We start from the raw sequence: 18965 nt of genomic DNA on the forward strand, positions 1-18965 counted from the left end.
CGTTCCCGTTCCTCCCCGCTCACCCGGCCCGGGCGGTCACCAGCCCGTCAGCAGCAGGTGGTTGAGGAGCAGGGCCAGGGCGGCCTGCGCGATCAGCCAGGCGCGGGGGCGAGGGAGGAACGCGCACGCCGGGAGCATCCACAGGACGAACGGCAGCCAGATGCGTTCGGTCTCCGCCTTGCTCATCCCGGAGAGGTCGGCGGCCAGCAGCGCGATCGACGCGGCGACGACGAGAACGGCGAGCCGGGGAGCGGCCGAACCAGTGCCGGCGCCGGTCGCGATGCCGGTGCCGTCGGCGGTGCCGGGCCGGGGACCGGGGGCGGGCGGCGCGGTGGGGGGCGCCGGACGGCGCAGGGCCGCCGCGGCCAGCCGTACCGTCGTCACCCCCGCCCGGCGCAGGCCCGCGACCGTCGCCGGGCCCCCGATCAGCACCGTGCAGGCGAGGTTCGCCCAGACCCAGTAGCCGTACGGCCGGACGCCGCCCGCTCCTTCGTAGTAGCGGGTGACCAACAGGTGATAGGCATCCCACCAGTTGAAGCCGAGCAGCGTGAACACCAGCGGGACCACGGCGAGTCCGGCCAGCACGAACGGCAGCGGACGCAGCCGGGACCGCGAGCCGAGCAGTACCGCCGCGCCCGCGATCACCGCGAACAGGGTCAGCCCGTACGAGAGATACGCGGTGAGTCCGAGGAGGAGCCCGGAGGCGAGGCCGGCCGCGCGGGGCCGGGGGCCGGTGACCGCGAGGGCGAGGAGGGCCACGGACCAGGCGGCGACCGCGGCGAAGTAGCCGTCCGCGGAGGTGCCCATCCAGACGGCCGCCGGGGCGAGGACCAGGAAGGGCGCGGCCCGCCGGGCGAGCGCCTCGCCCGCCAGGGCCCGGACGGTGACCAGGACGGCCGCCGCCGCCGTCGCGCCGACGGTCACGCACCAGACCCCCGCCCAGGCCCCGCCGCCCAGACCGATCCGGTCGAGGTACACGAACGTGAGCGTGGCGGCCGGCGGATGCCCGGCGATGTGCGCGGGCCAGTGGCCCGGGGAGTGGATCAGGATGTGGTGCGTGAAGTCCCGCAGGGCTGCCGGGATGTCGTGGAAACGGTTCACCGGGGAGATGACCTGGAGGTACTCGTACCGTGCGGTGAGGCGTCCGGCCACACCGCGCTGCCAGCCGTCGATCAGCGCGAGGGAGAACGTCCACGCCGTTCCCGTGCCCCAGGCGGCGGGCAGCAGCCACCGCCAGGGCAGCCGGGCGGCGAGGGACGGTCCGTACAGGACGACGGCGACGGCGACGGCGATCGCGGCCGCGGTACCGGGTCCGACGTGGGGGCCCCAACGTCCGTACAGCGGGGCGGCACTGACGAACAGGGTGCCGTCGCTGTGCTCGATGACGTATCCGACGACCGCCGCCGTCGCGACGAGCAGCGCGGCGGCGACGGCGACCGCCAGGTCGCGTCGGGACTGCCGCGGCCGGTCGCCGAGCAGCGCGCCGGAGAGTTCACCGGAGCGGGCCCGCGCCCGGACCCGGGAACCGGCCGCGGCCAGGGCCCGCGCGACGCCCCGGGACCCGGCCGGAGCCGCGCCCGGTGCGGGACCCGTCGAGACGTCCGCGGCGTCCGGGGTGTCCGAGACATCCGGAGCGTCCGGGGAATCCGGGGAGGGATCCGCGGTGGAGGTCCCGGACGAGGGCGGAGCCGGGGAGGGGACCGGGGACGGGGCGCGGGACACGCCTCCCTGGCGGTCGTCGAGCAGATCGCGGGGGAGGTCGCCGGGGATGTCGCGGGGAAGATCGCGGTTCACCCTCGCACGCTAGGCCGGACAGCCCCCGAGAGAGCCGTGACAGGGGTGGACGTCAGAGTTTCGTCATGGTTTGAGAACCCGTTCGGGGGGTCCCCGCGGCCTACGGTCGGGGCATGCCACGGTCCCCCTCCTCACCCGCGTTCTGGCGCAGTCCGCTGCGCGGTCCCTGGTTCACCTCCCTGCTCGGCGTGGTGCTGCTCGTCGGCATCACGGTGATGTTCGTGACCGGACTCCTGTCGTACGCCGCCTACAACCCGAACCTCGCGGCGGTGAACGACAAGACCCCCGACAAGGGGATCCTCGGGTTCTACCTGTTCTCCTGGCCGACCCATCCGGTCTGGCTGTACCGCCTCACGCAGGGCGTGCACGTCACGCTCGGCATCACGCTGATCCCGGTGCTGCTGGCGAAGCTGTGGTCGGTCGTCCCGAAGCTGTTCGCGCTGCCGCCGGCCCGCTCGCTCGCGCACGCCGTGGAACGGCTGTCGCTCCTGCTGCTCGTCGGTGGTGCCCTCTTCGAGTTCGTCACCGGCGTGCTCAACATCCAGCTCGACTACATCTTCCCGGGCTCCTTCTACACGCTGCACTTCTACGGCGCCTGGGTCTTCATCGCCGCCTTCGTCACCCACGCGGTCCTGCGCGTGCCGATGGCGCTGCGCAACCTGGGCGGGATGCGCCGCCGGGGCGCGTGGCCCGAGGGGGCGGACACGGAACGGTCCGGCGGGCAGCACGCGGCATCGCCGGAGGGGGCTGCCGCGGTGCCGGGGTCGTCCGACACGACGACCGACGGCCCGGGGGCGCCGTCCGGCGACCGGGGTTCGGCGGCTGACGGGCCGGGCCCGGTGTCCGGGAGCCCGGGCGGTTCGCCGGGACCGGCTTCCGACCGGACGGGACCGGCCTCCGACCGGACGAGCGCGGCACCCGAGGGACCGGCTTCGGCAGCCGGGCGGCCGGGTCCTTCGGCCGGCACTCCGGGCCCGCACCCCGGCGTGTCCGGTGCCGTGCCCGTGGAGCCGGGTTCCCTGTCCGACCGTTCGGGCCCGGTGCCCGGCGACGCGGGTCGCGCGCCGGGTGGCGGCGGCGCCGTGTCCGGTGGCGCGGCTGGTGGAGGTGGGCCGGGGGCGTCCGCGGGGGCTGCGCGCGGGGAGGAGAGGCCGCGCGGCGGCCAGGACCGAGTGCCGGGGCAGTCCGTTCCGGCTCCGGCGGCCGGTGAACCGGCGCGTCCCGAGGACGAGTTGATCTCCCCCGACCCGCTGCCGCCCACGGTCTCGCGCCGCGGGGCCATCGCGTTCGTCGGCGGCGGGTCCCTCCTCCTGGCCGCCACCACGGTGGGCCACAGCTTCGACGCGCCGGTGCGCGAGACCGCGCTGCTCGCCCCGCACGGCGGCCCCGAACCGGGTTCCGGACCCGGCGCCTTCCAGATCAACAAGACGGCCGCGTCGCGAGGCATCGACCCGAAGGAGACCGGCGCGGACGCGTGGCGCCTGGTCGTCGCGGGCAACGGACGCACGGTCCGGCTCAGCCGCGCTCAGCTCCAGGAACTCCCCCTGCACGGATCGGCGTTGCCCATCGCCTGCGTCGAGGGCTGGTCGACGTCCGACCAGGCGTGGCGGGGGGTACGACTGCGGGACCTCGCGAAACTCGTCGGCTACGACACCGGCACCGCTCCCGACGTCGTCGTGGAGTCGCTCCAGCGGGCGGGGGCGTTCCGGGTGGCGGCGCTGCGGTACAACCAGGTCCGCGACCCGCTCTCCCTGCTCGCCCTGTCGGTGAACGGCGCCGACCTGACCCCCGACCACGGCTACCCCGCGCGGATCATCGTCCCCGCCGCGCCCGGTGTGCTGAACACCAAGTGGGTGTCCCGGATGACGTTCGGGGCCCTGTGATGACGCGACGGAGGCCTGGGATGGGCGAGGAGAGCGGGACGCGAGGCCGGCCCCCGATGCGGCGCCGTCTCGACGCGCTGCGACGGGGTGCCGCGGCGCGGGGGCGGCGCCTGAGGACGCGGCTGCCGGAGCGGCGCCCGGTGACGCCCCGGGAGGTGATCGGCAGCCCCTTCCAACTCCTGATGCTGGCGTTCACGTTCGCGCTCGCCGCCTACGCGGCGGTGCGGCTGCTCCAGGGGGACTGGTTCAAGGTGGCGCTCTGGTTCGTCGGCGCCGCCGTCCTGCACGACCTGGTGTTCGTGCCGCTGTACGCGGGTGCGGACCGGGTCGTGTCGGAGACGCTGAAGGCGACGGGCCGCCGGAACCTGACGATGTACGTCCGCGTTCCGGCGGCCTTCGCCGGGCTCCTGCTGCTGATCTGGTACCCGCTGATCAGCGGCCAGGTGGCCGACCACTACCGGTCGGCCACCGCCCTGCCCGGCGACAGCTTCCTGGCCCACTGGCTGCTGATCACGGCGGCGCTGTTCGCGGGGTCGGCGCTGCTGCTCGTCCTGCGGTCGCTGCGGCCGCCCCGTCCGGGACCGTTGCGCAGCGCCACGAAGGAGCGGCCGCCGGCCTCCCACTGAGCGACCGTGCGCCACCCGGCCGGGACCGCGTGGCGCAGCAGGGCCGGGGTGCCGACCCGGGCCCACGGGAAGGCGGCCCGGTCGGCGGACGGGCCGCCTTCCAGCCCGTCGGCGTCCTCGCGGGCCGCGTCGTTCCCGGCGTCGCCGGGGTGCGCCGCGCTGACGATCCGCACATCGACGCGTTCGTCGACGTCCGCGCCCGCCACCGTCTCGGCGATCAGCAGCCCGCCGGGAGCGAGCAGTTGGGCCGTACGGCGCAGGAGGGCGGCCGGGTCGCCGCCGATGCCGATGTTCCCGTCGACGAGCAGGGCGGTGCCCCAGCGTCCCTCGCCGGGAAGCGGCTCGAAGACCGACCGGCGCAGGGCCTGGCCGCCGAGCCGCACGGTACGGGCGACGGCGGCCTCGCTGACGTCGATGCCGAGCGCGGGCCGCCCGAGGGCGGCGAGTTCCGCGACGAGCCGGCCCGGCCCGCAGCCCACGTCGAGCACGGTGCCCTCGCAGTGGGCCAGCACCTGGAGGTCCACGGCGTCGGCGCGGGCGCACCAGCGCTCCACCTCCAGCGGGAGAAGCCAGCCGTCGGTGCGCCGCAGGAACAGCGGCCCCCGTTCGGCCCCGAGGGCGTCCGCATAAGGATCGGCGGCCCAGGACCGCCCCCCGCAGCGGGCCCCTTCAGCACCGGCCCTTTCACCACCGGCCCTTTCACCACCGGCACCTTCTCCCCCGACCCTGGCCCCGGACCGGGAACCGGTATGCGCCCGGGTCCGGACTCCAGGATCGCCCCCGGCTCCCACCCCGGCGGGACGGCCCGAGTCCGACGCGGCCTCCCTCCGGGGCGGGAGCGCCGTCCCGGGACGGGAGCCCGTCGCGGACCTGGCCTCCGGGCGGCTCACGTCCTCCGCCGGCGCATGGGTCCCGGCCGCGGCCCCGGGGTCCGTGCTCCCGGACGGGAGCGTCGACGCCGGGTGGGAGTCTCGGCCGATCCGGGGGTCCGTTCCGGTCCGGGTTCGCGGCTCCGGCCCTGCCTCCCTCCCGGGCGCGAGCACCGTCCCCGGCCGGGAGGCCGTGGCGGACGCGGCCTCCGTCCGGGCCGGGACCCCCGCACCTGCCCCGGGCTCCGCTCCGGACCGGACCTCGGTCCCCCGGGCCGTCTCGGGCCCGGGCGTGGCGATCTCCGGGACCGGTCGGGGCCTTCGGGGACCTGTCACACCGGGCGGGGTCGTCCCGCGGGCGGCGCTCATCGGGCGGTACCCCGTCCGACGGTCGCGCGCGCCGTGTCCTGGACCCTGGTGTCCCGCGCCGGGACCCGACCCGGAAGCGGGCTCGGAACCGCGAGCGGAGCCGGTGCCGGGGACGGCAGGGCTGGAGCCGCCGGGCCGCGCAGGCGCGTCAGTTCCGCGGCGAAGGACCCGCCGGGTGCCGCCGCAGCCGCCGCCGTGGCGTCGGGTGCCGTGTCGACGTCGCGCAGCCGGGGGAGGTCCCGGACCCGCAGCCCCGCCTCGACGAGCCGCGCCCGCTGCACGGCACCCGTGGTGTCCGTCGACATCGGTACGCCCCGCAGCAGGGCCGGATCCGGTTCGGCCAGCCCCAGCGCCCAGAAGCCGCCGTCCTCGGCCGGCCCGAAGTAGGCGTCGCAGCCGGTGAAGTCCACGGTGAGGAGCTCGGGCGTCACCTGCGGGGTGTCCATGCCGACGAGCAGCGCGGGCCCGTCGCACCCCGCGAACGCCGCCGCCAGCCGTTCGTCCAGCGTGCCCGCGCACTGGTGTACGACGTCGAAGCCGTCCAGCAGCCAGGCACCGGGCGCTCCGTCCAGGACCAGCACCCGGCGCCGCGCGGGCGTCGCCGCCACCGCGCGCAGGGTGTCGACGAGGGCCGCCTCGGCGAGCGCGGCCGCCTCCTCGGGGGTGAACGGCGGTGTGAGCCGGGTCTTGACCCTGCCGGGCAGCGGCTCCTTGGCGATGACGAGCAGGGTGACGCTCTCGGAGCCCTCGGGGCTCTCGGGACACGCAGGGTCCACGGGACCTGCGGGGCGTGCGGGGCTCACTGGACGGATCCTCCTCGGGGCGATGCGGGTGCCGACGCGGACACGGGGGCCGGCGCCGGTGGGGGAGCGGTGGCCGAGGCGGGCACCGGGGTACGGCCCGGGGCGTCGGCGCCGGGCGGGGCCTGGGCGGGCACGCCGGTGGACCGGGCGGCCGCCGTACCGGGGGTGGACACCGGCGGTTCGGCCAGCACCTGGCTCATGTCCCGGACGGCCTGCCAGGTGCCGCGCCAGGTCCCGGTGACCTTGGAGACACCGGTGCGCGGCAGGTACGGCACGTCGTGCTCGGTGACGCGCCAGCCGGCGTCGGCGGCGCGGACGACCATCTGGAGCGGATAGCCGCTGCGCCGGTCGGTGAGTCCCAGTCCGAGCAGCGCCTCACGGCGGGCGGCACGCATCGGTCCGAGGTCGTGCAGCCGCAGGCCGGTCCGGCGCCGGAGCATGCGGGCCAGCGCGACGTTGCCCGCGCGGGCGTGCGGCGGCCAGGCGCCGCGTTCCCGCGGCCTGCGCCTGCCGAGCACGAGGTCGGCCTCGCCCGCCAGGACCTCGGCGACGAACGGCCGGAGCAGACCGGGGTCGAGGGAGCCGTCGCAGTCGCAGAAGCAGACGATGTCCGCCGTGGCCGCGGTCAGGCCGGCGTGGCAGGCGGCGCCGAACCCGCGGCGCTCCTCGCGTACGACGGTGGCCCCGAGTTCACGGGCCAGTTCGGCGGAGCCGTCGGTGGAGCCGTTGTCCACGACGAGCGCCCGCCAGCCGGGCGGAATGCGGGACAGGACCCAAGGCAGGGCGCCGGCCTCGTCGAGGCAGGGCAGCACCACGTCGACGTCCGGGTTCGGTACGGGATAGGTCGTCACGGCCTCACCCTACGAACGCGAAAGGGATATACCGGACTTCGGGACCTTACGAAACTCGGACGTCGGTGGCGGGAAGCCGCGCCGCGCCCGCCCGGGTGGGACGCTGAAGGCATGCAGCAACCGCACGAATCCCCAGGTACCGGCGCCGACGAGGGCCCGCGTCCCGGCGCGGACACCGGTGTCCGGTCCGGGACGGGCACCGCCGCGAGGAAGGAGACCGCTCCCGGCGTGGCGGCCACCCGCGTCCTCGTCGTGGACGACGACCCGACCGTGGCCGAGGTGGTCTCCGGCTACCTCGACCGTGCCGGCCACCTCGTGGACCGGGCCGCGGACGGTCCCACCGCACTCGCCCGGGCCGCCGCGCACCGCCCCGACCTGGTGGTGCTCGACCTGATGCTGCCGGGCATGGACGGCCTGGAGGTGTGCCGACGGCTGCGCGCCCAGGGCCCCGTCCCGGTCATCATGCTCACCGCGCGCGGTGACGAGGACGACCGGATCCTCGGCCTGGAGGTCGGCGCCGACGACTACGTCACCAAGCCGTTCAGCCCCCGCGAACTCGTCCTGCGCGTCGAGTCGGTGCTGCGCAGGGCCCGCCCCGCCCCGGCCGCGCGCCCCCTGGACGCCGCCGGGCTCACCGTCGACCCGTCGTCCCGCCGCGCCGCGAAGGACGGCGTCGAACTCGCGCTGACCCTGCGGGAGTTCGATCTCCTCGCCTTCTTCCTGCGGCATCCCGGACGGGCGTACGCGCGGGAGGACCTCATGCGGGAGGTGTGGGGGTGGGACTTCGGCGACCTGTCGACGGTCACCGTCCATGTGCGCCGCCTGCGCGGCAAGGTCGAGGACGACCCCGCGCATCCCCGCCTGATCCAGACGGTGTGGGGGGTCGGCTACCGCTTCGCCGACCCCGAGGGCGCGGCCCCCGCCCGTGCCGACCACGCGGCCCCGGCCGACCGGACAGCCCCGGCCCACCCGGACTCCCCTGCCGCACGCCAGGAAGGGGCCCGCCCGTGAACGCGATAGTGGCCATGGCCCTGTACGCCTTTCTCGGCGCCGCCGCGGCGGGCCTGGGCGGGGCGGGCGTCCTGTGGCTGATCCGCCGTCGCTCGCTGACCGCCTCGCTCGCGGTGGTGGCCGCGGTGGCCGTCTGCGCGATGCTGGCGGGCACGCTCGTGGTGGCCTGGGCGATGTTCCTGTCCTCGCACGACCTGTACGTGGTCACCACGGTCGTCGCCATGGCCGCCGTGGTCTCCCTCGCCACCGCGCTGCTGCTCGGCCGGTGGGTGGTGGCGCGCAGCAGGGCACTCACGCTGGCCACCCGTTCCTTCGGCGACGGCGGTGACTTCGCGGCCCCGACCGGCCCGGCGACGGCGGAACTGTCGGCGCTCAGCCGGGAGTTGGCCGCCACCAGCCGCAAACTGGCGGAGTCCCGTGACCGCGAGCGCGCCCTGGAGACCTCGCGGCGCGAACTCGTCGCCTGGATCTCGCACGACCTGCGCACCCCGCTGGCCGGACTGCGCGCCATGTCCGAGGCGCTGGAGGACGGGGTCGCCGCGGACCCGGACCGCTATCTGCGGCAGATCCGCACGGAGGTCGAGCGTCTCAACGACATGGTCGGCGACCTCTTCGAACTGTCCCGCATCCACGCGGGCGCCCTCGCGCTGTCCCCCTCCCGGGTCTCCGTCTACGACCTCGTCGGCGACGCCCTCGCGGGAGCGGACCCGCTGGCCCGGGAGCACGGCGTGCGGCTCGTCGGCGACCGCATCGAGCAGGTGCCGGTCGAGGTGGACGGCAAGGAGATGAGCCGGGTCCTCGGCAACCTGCTGGTCAACGCGATCCGCCGCACCCCCGCCGACGGCACCGTCGCGGTCACCGCCGAACGGTCCGACGTGGGCGTCGTCCTGTCCGTCACCGACGGCTGCGGGGGCATCCCGGAGGAGGACCTGCCGCGCGTCTTCGACACCGGCTGGCGTGGCACCCACGCCCGGACCCCGCCCGCCGGAGCGGGCCTCGGCCTCGCCATCGTCCGCGGCATCGTGGAGGCCCACAGCGGCCGGGCCGCCGTCCGCAACGTCCCCGGCGGCTGCCGCTTCGAGGTGACCCTGCCGATGGCGGCGGGCGCCTGAAACCACACGACACACCGGCCCCCCGGCGTCACCGGCCTCACGGGACCCACCAGGGTCACGGGGCCACCGGCCTCACCGGGCCACCGGCGTCACCAGGCCACCAGCGTCACAGGGCAACCGGCCTCACCGACCCCACCGGCCCCACCGGCGTCATGGGGCAACCGGCCCCACCGGCGTCATGGGGCAACCGGCCCCACCGGCGTCACCAGGCCACCGGACCCACCGACGTCACGGGGCCTCCGGCCTCACCGGGCCTCCGGCGTCACCAGGCCACCGGCGTCACGGGGTAACTGGGCTACCGGACCTACCGGCGTCATGGGGCAACCGGCCTCACTGGGCCACGGGCCCCACCGGCGTCACGGGGTAACTGGGCCACCGGACCCACCGACGTCACGGGGCCACCGGCGTCACCAGGCCACCGGCGTCACGGGGTAACTGGGCTACCGGACCTACCGGGCCCACCGGGTCCCTGCCGGCCTCACCGAGCCACCGGCCTCATCGGACGCACCAGCGTCACGGGGCAACCGGCCTCACCGGGGCCACCGGCCTCATCGGACCCACCAGCGTCACGGGGCCACCGGCCCCACCGGCGTCACGGCGTAACTGGGCCACCGAACCTACCGAACCGGCCGGGGCCACCGGACCCACCGGACCCACCGGGTCACCGGTCTCATCGGGTCCCCACCGGGCCACCGGCGTCACCGGGCCACCGGACCCACCGGGGTCACGGGGCCACCGGCCCGGTGGGGCCGGCTCCGTACCGCCTACTCCCCCTGCAACCTCGCGCCCGCGAACTCCCGCATCCCCTCGGTGAATCCGACCTCCGCCTTCCAGCCGAGTTCGGCGCGCAGCCGGGCCGAGTCGGCGGTGATGTGGCGGACGTCGCCGAGGCGGTACTCGCCGGTCACCACCGGCTCGGGGCCTCCGTACGCGGCGGCCAGCGCGTGTGCCATCTCGCCGACGGTATGAGGGTCGCCGCTCCCGGTGTTGTAGACGGCCAGCGCTCCGGACGGTGAACCCGCCTCCAGCGCGGCCACGTTGGCGGCGGCCACGTCCCCCACGTGGACGAAGTCCCGCCGCTGCCCGCCGTCCTCGAAGACACGCGGCGCCTCACCGCGGGCCAGCGCGGAGCGGAAGAAGGAGGCGACACCGGCGTACGGGGTGTCCCGGGGCATCCCCGGACCGTAGACGTTGTGATAGCGCAGCGACACGGCGGAACCGTCCGTCGAGCGGGCCCACGCGGCCGCGAGGTGCTCCTGCGCCAGCTTGGTCGTCGCGTACACGTTGCGCGGGTCGACGGGCGCGTCCTCCTCCACGAGCCCCGGCGTCAACTCCTCGCCGCAGCGCGGGCACCGCGGCTCGAACCGCCCGGATTCCAGGTCGGCGACGGCCCGCGGCCCCGGGCGCACCACGCCGTGCCGCTCGCACGCGTAGCGCCCCTCCCCGTAGACGACCATCGACCCGGCGAGCACCAGCCGCCGTACCCCCGCGTCCGCCATCGCGGCGAGCAGCACGGCCGTTCCGAGGTCGTTGCGCGACACGTACTCGACCGCGTCGCCGAACCCCACGCCGAGACCCACCATGGCGGCCTGGTGGCAGACGGCGTCGACGCCCGCGAGCGCGCCCGCGACCGCCTCGGCGTCCCGTACGTCCTGTCCGTCCCGCAGGTCGAACACGACGGGTTCGTGCCCGCGCGCCCGCAGCGCCTCGACGACATGACCTCCGATGAACCCGGCCCCGCCGGTTACCAGTACACGCATGCGTTGAACGCTAGGACCGGCAGACCGTTCCGCGGTGGCACCGCGCCCGACACGTCACGGCTCCGTAAGACCTCGCCCGGCCGGCGGGCTCACATGCGCAGCAGGCGCTGGGTGATCTCCCGGTACTCCCGCAGCGCCTGGCGGAGTTCGTCGCCCTGGGTCTCCGGGTCCCGGTCCTGCCAGCCGTCGTGGAGGGCGGCGCGCCGTTCGGTGAGGGCGCTCATGACATGGGCGGCCGCCTCGTCGAACGCGGTCTCGGCCTCTCCGAGTGCCTCGCGCGGGTTGTGCGCGAAGGTGTTGAGGGCGTGGTTGAGCCGCTGGGTGAGTTCGCCCCGCTCGTCCGGCCCGAGCAGGGGGTCAGGGCCTGCCGCGCGACGCCCGGAGGAGCCGGGCTGCCGGTCCGGGGGCTGCTGGGCGCGTGTCTGGTCGTACATCATCGTGGGCCACTTCCTGTACGGCGTACCGGCCGGGCGCGTGAGCGCGATCGGTCGGTACGGTCGAGGACCCGCCCGCGTGGGCTGCCGTCGCGACGACGATCACCTCGGTGATCACTTCGCGGACCGCTGTGCCGGTCACGTCGGTGACCACGGCTGCCACGGTCGTCGGAGAGGCGTGGGCCGGCTGTGCACCGGGCTGTCAGTCAACGCCGGGTGCCTGCCCGTGTCAACGCGGTCTCCGCCCTCGGACGGTTCGGCCGGTGCGGGCGCCGGATCAGTCCGAGGCGGCGGCAGCGCGCCGGTACTCCGCGTTGATGCGCTGGGCCTCCTCCAGCTGGTCCTCAAGGATGACGATGCGGCACGCGGCCTCGATCGGGGTCCCCTTGTCGACGAGTTCGCGCGCACGGGCGGCGATCCGCAGCTGGTAGCGGGAGTAGCGCCGGTGGCCGCCCTCCGAGCGGAGCGGGGTGATCAGGCGGGCCTCGCCGATCGCCCGCAGGAAGCCCGGCGTGGTGCCGAGCATCTCGGCCGCCCTGCCCATCGTGTACGCGGGATAGTCGTCGTCGTCGAGACGACCCGTGAGTGGAGTGTCCGCTGTCATTTCACCTCGTTGTGGCACGCGTCGAGGGGCCCCGATGCCGTACGGCACCAGGGCCCCGAAGGAAATTGAACACCATCTGCCGGCTCCACTGCGGAGCCGACCGTCTGTTTCCGCTCCCTGGCCCGGGTGTCGGGCGGGTGAGCGGGGATCGCGATTGCGTGACCGGGGACCACCTTCCAATCCTGGTCTTGCGGTACCCGCGCCCGAATCCCTCTCGGACGGGGCGATCCTGATGGCGTCTGCTTCCTCAGTCCTTCCTCTGGAGGGATCTCGAGTCGGACCTGCCCGGAACTGCGGCGGCCCGCGATGTCTACAAGAGAAACCCTAATCAAGCGAACGCGCGATGTCTACCATGACGGCGATAGATTTTGGTTCGCTCGTGTCGCAGGAATACTGGGGTGCGCGGGGGCCGGAGCGCCGGGCGGGGCTGCTGAATAGAATCGGCTCCCATGTCGAACCCTGACGAGCTCCTCGTTGACATCTCCGCCATGGTGGAGTCCGGGCACAGTACGCAGATGTCGCTGACGGTGGTCGTCGGCGGCGCCGTCATCACCGGCCGGCTGGCCCCCGAAGCGGTGTGGCGGGAGCGGGTTTCGGAGGTCCTCAGGGACTCGGACCGCCTCGGCCCGTTCTCCGACATCTTCGGCTCCGGCCGGGCGGCGGCCCGTTCCGGGAACGCCCCGGCACCCACCCATCTGCACTTCCACCTCGCCCGCATCCTCCAGGGCAGCGTGGGCATCCCCGAGACCGGCGGCATGTACCGCGTCGCGATCGAGGACGTGGGGGCCTGGACGGTGGGTGACTTCAGCTACTCCGACCACTGAGCCCGTACCGACAACGACAGCGACAGCGTTGGCCACCGGGCGGGCGTGCGGACGCCGCGCGCCCGGTCGCCGGCCGGAACGTCATGAGGGCCCCGCCGACGTGTCGGCGGGGCCCTCATGGCCGTGTCCTGCTCCGGAAGTCCGGACCCGGTGGGTCCGTCGTCCCGGTGGCGTGGGGTGTCCTCAGGGTTCGAGCGGGGCGGGGCTCCCGAGCAGCGCGGACGCGTTCTGCAGCGGGCTGAGCGCGCGCGGCACGGGGGCGACCTCGGGCGTGCGGCAGGTGAAGCCGAGGCGGGCCATGGCGCGGGTGACCTCCCCGCTGGTGAAGTCGCGGCGGTCCTGGCGGGTGATGACCTCACCCACCTGCTTGACCGGGTAGTGGCAGCGGCCGATGATCACGGATTCCCCCGTGATGGGTTCGGGCTTGACGCCCTTCATCGAGTCCAGCACACCGCTCTTGGTGAGATCGAACGGGAAGCGGGCGATGACACAGCGCATGGTGCCTCACAGGTGACGAGAGGAAGCGGGGAACGGGGAGGAGCGGAGGAGAAGCAGCGGAGGGTGCGGCCGGGCGTGTCGCCCAGCGTACGGGCGCCGCGGGGGCGGCAGACCCGGACGCTCAGCCGGACAGGGCGAGGACGCCCGGTGAACGGCGGCGGGCGAGGACGTCCCGGACACGGACGCGGTCGGTGTAGGCGGAGCCGGCGCGGACGACGGCGAGCTGCGCCGCGGTGACCGAGTCCGTGCACTGGTCGTCCTCGTCGCAGACGAGCAGGTACGCGACGCCGGCGCCCGCCATGACGGACAGCGCCACCTCGACGGTCATGTCGGCCCCCACGCGCGGCCCGGAGAGGTCCTCCCGGTCGGCGAGACCCGCGGCGACGGCCCCGGCGGAACGCGTCCGCGCCGGCTGACCCTGCTGCCTCGGCGGAAGCTGAATGATCGTCAAAGGTGCCTCCTGCGGCGTTGTTGCGGAGAGGACGTACGGGGCTGAGCCGGAGCCCGCCGAACGCCGCACCGGAGTCCGGCCCGCGCCGCCGACCCCGCAGGGCGAGCGGCCGGACCGGACGGCTGACGTGCGGCGCGCGATGGGTCCGGTCCGGACTAGCGCTCGGCCGTGGGGCGCGCGGCGGCCTCGGCGGGACGCCGCCCGCCCGCCTCGGACGGGCGGTGCGCGCCCGTACCGGTGGAGCGGCCACCGCCCTGACCGGAGCGGCCACGCCGGCCGCGGGAGGAGCCGGAGACCCCACGCCGGGGCCGGTCCGACACGGGCGCGCGGATGACGACCGGCACACCCGAAGGCGCCTGGGCACCCGTGATGCGGGTCAACTCGGCTTCACCGGAACGGACTTGACTGGTCTGCGGGGTGATCCCGGCAGCCGCCATCAGGCGGGTCATGTCGCGACGCTGGTTCGGTGTCACCAGGGTCACGACGCTGCCCGACTCACCGGCGCGGGCCGTACGGCCGCCACGGTGCAGGTAGTCCTTGGGGTCGCTCGGCGGGTCGACGTTCACCACCAGGTCGAGCTGGTCGACGTGGATGCCGCGCGCCGCGACGTTGGTCGCCACCAGGACCGTCACGTGCCCGGTCTTGAACTGGGCCAGGGTCCGCGTGCGCTGCGGCTGCGACTTGCCGCCGTGCAGGGCCGCGGCCCGCACACCGCTGTTCAGCAGGTGCTCGGTCAGCCGGTCCACCGCGTGCTTGGTGTCCAGGAACATGAGCACCCGGCCGTCCCGCGCCGCGATCTCGGTGGTCGTACGGTTCTTGTCCGCGCCCTGCACGTGCAGGACGTGGTGCTCCATCGTGGTGACGGCACCCGCGGACGGGTCGACGGAGTGGACCACCGGGTCGTTCAGGTAACGGCGGACCAGCAGGTCCACGTTGCGGTCGAGGGTGGCGGAGAAGAGCATCCGCTGCCCGTCCGGACGCACCTGGTCGAGCAGCTCCGTCACCTGCGGCATGAAGCCCATGTCGGCCATCTGGTCGGCCTCGTCGAGGACGGTGATGGAGACGTCGCCGAGGCGGCAGTCGCCGCGCTCGATGAGGTCCTTGAGACGTCCCGGGGTGGCGACGACGACCTCGGCGCCGCCGCGCAGCGCGCCGGCCTGGCGGCCGATCGACATGCCGCCGACCACCGTGGCGAGACGCAGCCGCAGGGAGCGGGCGTACGGGGTGAGTGCGTCGGTGACCTGCTGCGCCAGCTCGCGCGTCGGCACGAGAACCAGGGCGAGCGGCTGACGCGGCTCGGCGCGCCGGCCGGCGGTCCGGGTCAGCAGCGCGAGGCCGAAGGCCAGCGTCTTGCCGGAGCCGGTGCGGCCCCGGCCGAGCACGTCACGTCCCGCGAGGGAGTTCGGCAGGGTCGCGCCCTGGATCGGGAACGGGACGCTGACGCCCTCGTGCCCGAGTGCTTCCAGCAGCGGCGCGGGCAGGGCGAGGTCGGCGAACGCCTCCACGGCCGGCAGGGCGGGGGTCACCGTCACCGGCAGCGCGAATTCGCCCTGCAGGGAGGTCTGCCGGCGTCCGTAGCCCTTCGACCGGCTGGGGCCGCCGGAACGGCCGGAGGACGCGGACCCGAAGCGGCTGCCACCGCTCCTCTTGGGGCCGGCGCCCTCGGATCGGGAACGGGCGAAACGATCGTTCGTGCGCGTGCGGTTCATGCGGAACCTTCCTTGAACGGGCGCGTATCAAGGAATTCCCGCAGCGAATGTGCAGCGCTGAGAATCGCGAGAACGAGCCGAATGAAATACGACACCGAAAGGGATCGGACCGATATCGGTCCGGAGCGGTGAAGAATTCGAGCGGGACGCGGGGCCGGAAATCCGGCACTGTCCCGAAAGCGATGGGTCCGAAACGGCGACGGTGCCGTGCGTCGGAACCGGAGGTCGATGCAGCCGTGCAGGAAACCGGCGGCGGAGCCGAGAAGCGAAGAGGGGGAGCCGGGGCGGTGCCACCGGCGGAACCAGGATTTTCGCGGGCGGTCCCGAGGGGATTCATACCCACGTTCGGGTCGGCCACTCTCGTACGGCGGTCCGGGTGAGGGGTGCTCGGGGGCGGGGCGGGCGACGCCTGTCGCGTCGGCCGGTGCCCGTATCCGTACCCGGGAAAGCGGCGAGCTGGGGCCCGCACCCCAAGGTGCGGGCCCCAGCTGCGCTGTGCGTGCGGGTGTCAGGCGGGAACGATGTTCTCCGCCGTCGGGCCCTTCTGGCCCTGCGCGATGTCGAAGGAGACCTTCTGGCCCTCCTGCAGCTCGCGGAAGCCCTGCGCGGCGATGTTCGAGTAGTGGGCGAAGACGTCGGCGCCGCCGCCGTCCTGCTCGATGAAGCCGAAGCCCTTTTCCGCGTTGAACCACTTCACGGTGCCAGTAGCCATGTCAATTCTCCTTCGGGACGGTGCTCGGAGTCCGCAGTGCGCGGATTCCGCGTCGCCGTGATGATTACCCCGCCGGAAAAAGACCGGAGACACAAAAGAACTCCACCGCAGAAACAAGGGTGGAAGCTCACAAGTTTTTGGGAACCACAACTGCAACTGTTGTCGACAGTAGCACGATGAGATCGCTCATGGGCGCTGCATAACGCCGCACCCCAAACGGATCAAGAAATCCTGAGTGCGTCCGACGCCCATTTCTCACGTGGCGGTCACAGATATTGACTCGCCCGGGTCGCAGCGTTTCTTCGTTTTTTCCTCGGCCCGCCCCCGGCGACGGCAGGGGGCGGGCGGGGGCGGGCGTCGCCGCCGGCCGTGGGGGGGCGCGGACGTCCGCGTCAGTGGTCGTCGTGGATGCTGGTCGCGATGCCGTTGCTGATCACGACCTCGGCGCTGAAGCCCTTCTTGGCGGCCGTCTCCAGCTCGTCCTCGGTGCACTTGGCGCCGGCCCCGCCGGCCTGGGCAGCGTCGCCGCAGATGTCGTCGTAGCCCAGGATCTCGGTGTCCTCGGCGACGAGGAACTCCTGCTCGGTGCCCTTCGTGTCGGAGACCGTGTACTTCCCCGGAGCCAGGAAGGTGACGTTTCCGAACCAGGTGCCGTTGACGCCCTTGCCCTGGTCGATGCCCTCGACGGCGGTGTCACGGGAGTCGGAGCCCGCGTCGGATCCGGAGCCGGAATCCGAGCCGGTGCCGGAGCCCGAGCCCTGCCGGGCGGCGCGCCGCTCGGTCACCAGGGTCGCGACGCCGTCCTTCATCCGGACGTCGGCGCCGACGGCCCCCTTCTTCGTCGCCGTCTCCAACTGGTCCAGCGTGCAGGGCGCGTCCACCTTGGCCCCCGCCTCGCCGCAGATGGTGCCGGCGCCGTAGACCTCGGTGTCGTCGGCGACGAAGAACTCCTGGTCCTGCCGGCCCGGCACCGACACGATGTACTTGCCCGGGGCGAGGTAGGTGACCTTGCCGTTCTCGAACGAGCCGCTGACGCCCTTGGACGTCGCGGCTTTCCTGGCGTCCGAGGCCTTGTCCGCGACGGCCGACGAACCCGATCCGCTCTTGCCGGACGCGTCGGCGCCGGTGCCGTTCTGGCACGCCGTCATCAGCAGCCCGGCGGTGATCGCGGCGGTGGCGAAGACGGCCCTGCGCAGGTGGCGGTTCATCACGGGAGTTCCTTCCGGCGGGACGACGGGGAGCCGGCGTTCCCCGCCGGACTCTCGCTCTGTGTCGACTATGAGGGGCCGGAGAGTCCGCAGGTCACGCCCGTCGTCCCTTCCGGACACCCCCGTGGCAGCGTCGTGACACGGCAACACTTCGGCGGTGAAGGGCGGTTCGGTGACGCGCCGCCTTGCCGCGGAGCGCGGGACGGCGTGCGGCGTGGCTTCTCGCGGGGCCCGCGTCCCGGGGCCACGCGAGAAGCCACCGGCCGGGGGCCGGTGGCTCAGGTGACGCGGGTGGGGCAGGTGGCTGCGCGGTGGTGGCCGTGGTTCACCGCACGGGGAAGCCGAAGGAGTAGCCCTGCTGCTTGAGCCAGGGCAGGACCCGGCGCAACGCCCCGACGGTCTGGGAGCGGTCGCCCCCGGCGTCGTGGAAGAGGAGCGTCGGCCCGTTGGGGAGTTCCTGCTGGACGGTGGTCACGATGGCGTCGGTGCCCGGCCGCTCGAAGTCCTTGGTGTCCACGTTCCAGCCCAGCGGGCGCATGCCCCGGGACGCGGCGAGCTTGCGGCTGTCGGGAGTGAAGGCGCCGCCGGGGGCCCGGTAGTACATCGGGCGGACACCTCCGGACGCCTTGGTGATCATGCGCTCGGCGTCGAGGATCTGCTGGGAACGGTAGGCCGGGGACTTCTTGTCCATGGTGGTGTCGTGCGACACCGTGTGGTCGCAGAGCCGGTGCCCGGCGGCGACCACCTTCTTCACCAGGTCGGGGTGGGCCTGCGCCTGCGTCCCCACCATGCAGAACGTGGCCTTCACCCCGTACTCCCGCAACACGTCGAGCACTTGGGGTGTCCATACGGGGTCAGGGCCGTCGTCGATGGTGATGTTCACGCCGTGGGCGCCCTTGTCCGAGGCGTGCGCGATGCTCATGGCGACGGTCCGGACGGCGGGCTTGACCGGCGCGGCCGCCTTCGCGGAGCCGCCCACGGCGTCGGCCTGCGCGGTCCACACCGAGGCCCCGACCGCGAACAGCGTCACCCCGAGTGCCGCCCCGACCACCTTGCCGTACCAGCCCCGCGTTCCGCCGTGCCGCGCCATGTCCGCCCCGCTCTCACCCAGTGACCCGTCGATGCCCGGTCGCGACGCGACCACTTGGCAGGACGAGAGATGTGCACGAGGGGATGCGCCCGTTACCGATCACGGACAATCCCGGGGGAGTTCAGGGACAACCACTTCGGCGCACGGGTCCCGCTCGCCGACCACTCCGGTGATCATCGCGGCGAGCTGACCGCGGGAGGCCCGGGCGAGAACACGGGCGACGGCGCGGTCTGGTCGCTGCGCGGCGCCTCCGCCGGACCGACGACGGCCGGGGCGCTCTCCTTCGGCCCGTCGGCCACCGGGGTCTCCTGAATCGCCCCGGGCCTCGGACCGCGATCGGTCCGGAGCCTTCTGCCT

At 74.1% G+C, this 18965-nt stretch carries 17 protein-coding genes and 3 pseudogenes; 7 read left to right on the forward strand and 13 right to left on the reverse strand.

From position 1 onward, the window contains the following. Window positions 1-36: 36 nt before the first annotated feature. Window positions 37-1479 (reverse strand): hypothetical protein, encoded by a 1443-nt coding sequence (locus B0675_RS09860; RefSeq protein ID WP_081221696.1) that lies wholly within the window; start codon window positions 1477-1479, stop codon window positions 37-39. Window positions 1480-1907: 428 nt separating this feature from the next. Between B0675_RS09860 and B0675_RS41915 the strand changes: the two are divergent. The 3 genes and pseudogenes from B0675_RS41915 to B0675_RS40490 all read left to right on the forward strand — a co-directional run. Next, a pseudogene (locus B0675_RS41915) lies at window positions 1908-2456 on the forward strand (hypothetical protein); the annotation flags it as partial. Between the two features lie 564 nt (window positions 2457-3020). Continuing rightward, window positions 3021-3677: pseudogene (locus tag B0675_RS41920) on the forward strand (molybdopterin-dependent oxidoreductase); the annotation flags it as partial. A gap of 182 nt (window positions 3678-3859) precedes the next feature. Further along, window positions 3860-4303 (forward strand): hypothetical protein, encoded by a 444-nt coding sequence (locus tag B0675_RS40490; RefSeq protein WP_241539922.1) that lies wholly within the window; start codon window positions 3860-3862, stop codon window positions 4301-4303. A gap of 251 nt (window positions 4304-4554) precedes the next feature. Here the strand turns inward: B0675_RS40490 and B0675_RS09875 are convergent. The 3 genes and pseudogenes from B0675_RS09875 to B0675_RS09885 form a co-directional block, all read right to left on the reverse strand. Continuing rightward, window positions 4555-5541, reverse strand: a pseudogene (locus B0675_RS09875) (hypothetical protein); the annotation flags it as partial. Then, a complete protein-coding gene (locus tag B0675_RS09880; protein WP_081218443.1) occupies window positions 5538-6317 on the reverse strand; it encodes a DUF2064 domain-containing protein in 780 nt (259 codons plus the stop codon). The gene B0675_RS09880 and the pseudogene B0675_RS09875, both read right to left, overlap by 4 nt. Window positions 6318-6340: 23 nt before the next feature. After that, complete coding sequence (locus B0675_RS09885; RefSeq protein WP_081218444.1) at window positions 6341-7195, reverse strand: glycosyltransferase family 2 protein; 855 nt, start codon at window positions 7193-7195, stop codon at window positions 6341-6343. Between the two features lie 111 nt (window positions 7196-7306). On the opposite strand from B0675_RS09885, the gene B0675_RS09890 reads away from it, so the two are divergent. Both B0675_RS09890 and B0675_RS09895 read left to right on the forward strand, forming a co-directional pair. Next, entirely contained in the window at window positions 7307-8206 is a 900-nt protein-coding gene (locus B0675_RS09890) for a response regulator transcription factor (RefSeq protein WP_241539744.1), read from the forward strand. After that, complete coding sequence (locus B0675_RS09895) at window positions 8203-9318, forward strand: HAMP domain-containing sensor histidine kinase (protein ID WP_107482597.1); 1116 nt, start codon at window positions 8203-8205, stop codon at window positions 9316-9318. The genes B0675_RS09890 and B0675_RS09895 overlap by 4 nt, the downstream gene beginning before the upstream one ends. 764 nt (window positions 9319-10082) lie before the next feature. Here the strand turns inward: B0675_RS09895 and B0675_RS09900 are convergent. The 3 genes from B0675_RS09900 to B0675_RS09910 form a co-directional block, all read right to left on the reverse strand. Continuing rightward, complete coding sequence (locus B0675_RS09900; RefSeq protein ID WP_081218446.1) at window positions 10083-11078, reverse strand: NAD-dependent epimerase/dehydratase family protein; 996 nt, start codon at window positions 11076-11078, stop codon at window positions 10083-10085. A gap of 89 nt (window positions 11079-11167) precedes the next feature. After that, window positions 11168-11512: a hypothetical protein gene (locus B0675_RS09905; protein ID WP_107482770.1), complete on the reverse strand. Its 345-nt coding sequence runs from the start codon at window positions 11510-11512 to the stop codon at window positions 11168-11170. Window positions 11513-11789: 277 nt separating this feature from the next. Further along, window positions 11790-12116: a MerR family transcriptional regulator gene (locus B0675_RS09910; protein ID WP_081218448.1), complete on the reverse strand. Its 327-nt coding sequence runs from the start codon at window positions 12114-12116 to the stop codon at window positions 11790-11792. 449 nt (window positions 12117-12565) lie between these two features. Between B0675_RS09910 and B0675_RS09915 the strand changes: the two genes are divergently transcribed. Next, a complete protein-coding gene (locus tag B0675_RS09915; protein ID WP_081218449.1) occupies window positions 12566-12940 on the forward strand; it encodes a hypothetical protein in 375 nt (124 codons plus the stop codon). Window positions 12941-13123: 183 nt separating this feature from the next. On the opposite strand, the gene B0675_RS09920 is transcribed toward B0675_RS09915, so the two are convergent. The 6 genes from B0675_RS09920 to B0675_RS09945 all read right to left on the reverse strand — a co-directional run bounded on the left by B0675_RS09920 (window position 13124) and on the right by B0675_RS09945 (window position 18608). Continuing rightward, window positions 13124-13438: an SCO5918 family protein gene (locus B0675_RS09920; protein ID WP_081218450.1), complete on the reverse strand. Its 315-nt coding sequence runs from the start codon at window positions 13436-13438 to the stop codon at window positions 13124-13126. A gap of 121 nt (window positions 13439-13559) precedes the next feature. Then, window positions 13560-13766 (reverse strand): hypothetical protein, encoded by a 207-nt coding sequence (locus B0675_RS40500; protein WP_107482771.1) that lies wholly within the window; start codon window positions 13764-13766, stop codon window positions 13560-13562. 278 nt (window positions 13767-14044) lie between these two features. After that, on the reverse strand, window positions 14045-15598 hold the full coding sequence (locus tag B0675_RS09930; protein ID WP_081218451.1) for a DEAD/DEAH box helicase: 1554 nt from the start codon (window positions 15596-15598) through the stop codon (window positions 14045-14047). A gap of 508 nt (window positions 15599-16106) precedes the next feature. After that, window positions 16107-16310, reverse strand: coding sequence for a cold-shock protein (locus B0675_RS09935; RefSeq protein ID WP_030224351.1), 204 nt, complete (start codon window positions 16308-16310; stop codon window positions 16107-16109). Between the two features lie 392 nt (window positions 16311-16702). Further along, on the reverse strand, window positions 16703-17518 hold the full coding sequence (locus B0675_RS09940) for a hypothetical protein (RefSeq protein WP_081218452.1): 816 nt from the start codon (window positions 17516-17518) through the stop codon (window positions 16703-16705). A 325-nt stretch (window positions 17519-17843) separates the two neighbouring features. Next, window positions 17844-18608, reverse strand: coding sequence for a polysaccharide deacetylase family protein (locus tag B0675_RS09945; RefSeq protein WP_081218453.1), 765 nt, complete (start codon window positions 18606-18608; stop codon window positions 17844-17846). Window positions 18609-18677: 69 nt separating this feature from the next. On the opposite strand from B0675_RS09945, the gene B0675_RS09950 reads away from it, so the two are divergent. Further along, window positions 18678-18920 carry a hypothetical protein gene (locus B0675_RS09950; protein WP_081218454.1) on the forward strand — a complete coding sequence of 81 codons (243 nt, stop codon included), beginning with the start codon at window positions 18678-18680 and terminating at the stop codon, window positions 18918-18920. The last annotated feature ends 45 nt before the right edge of the window (window positions 18921-18965 follow it).

The organism is Streptomyces sp. M41(2017), from assembly GCF_002078175.1.
GTDB lineage: Bacteria > Actinomycetota > Actinomycetes > Streptomycetales > Streptomycetaceae > Streptomyces.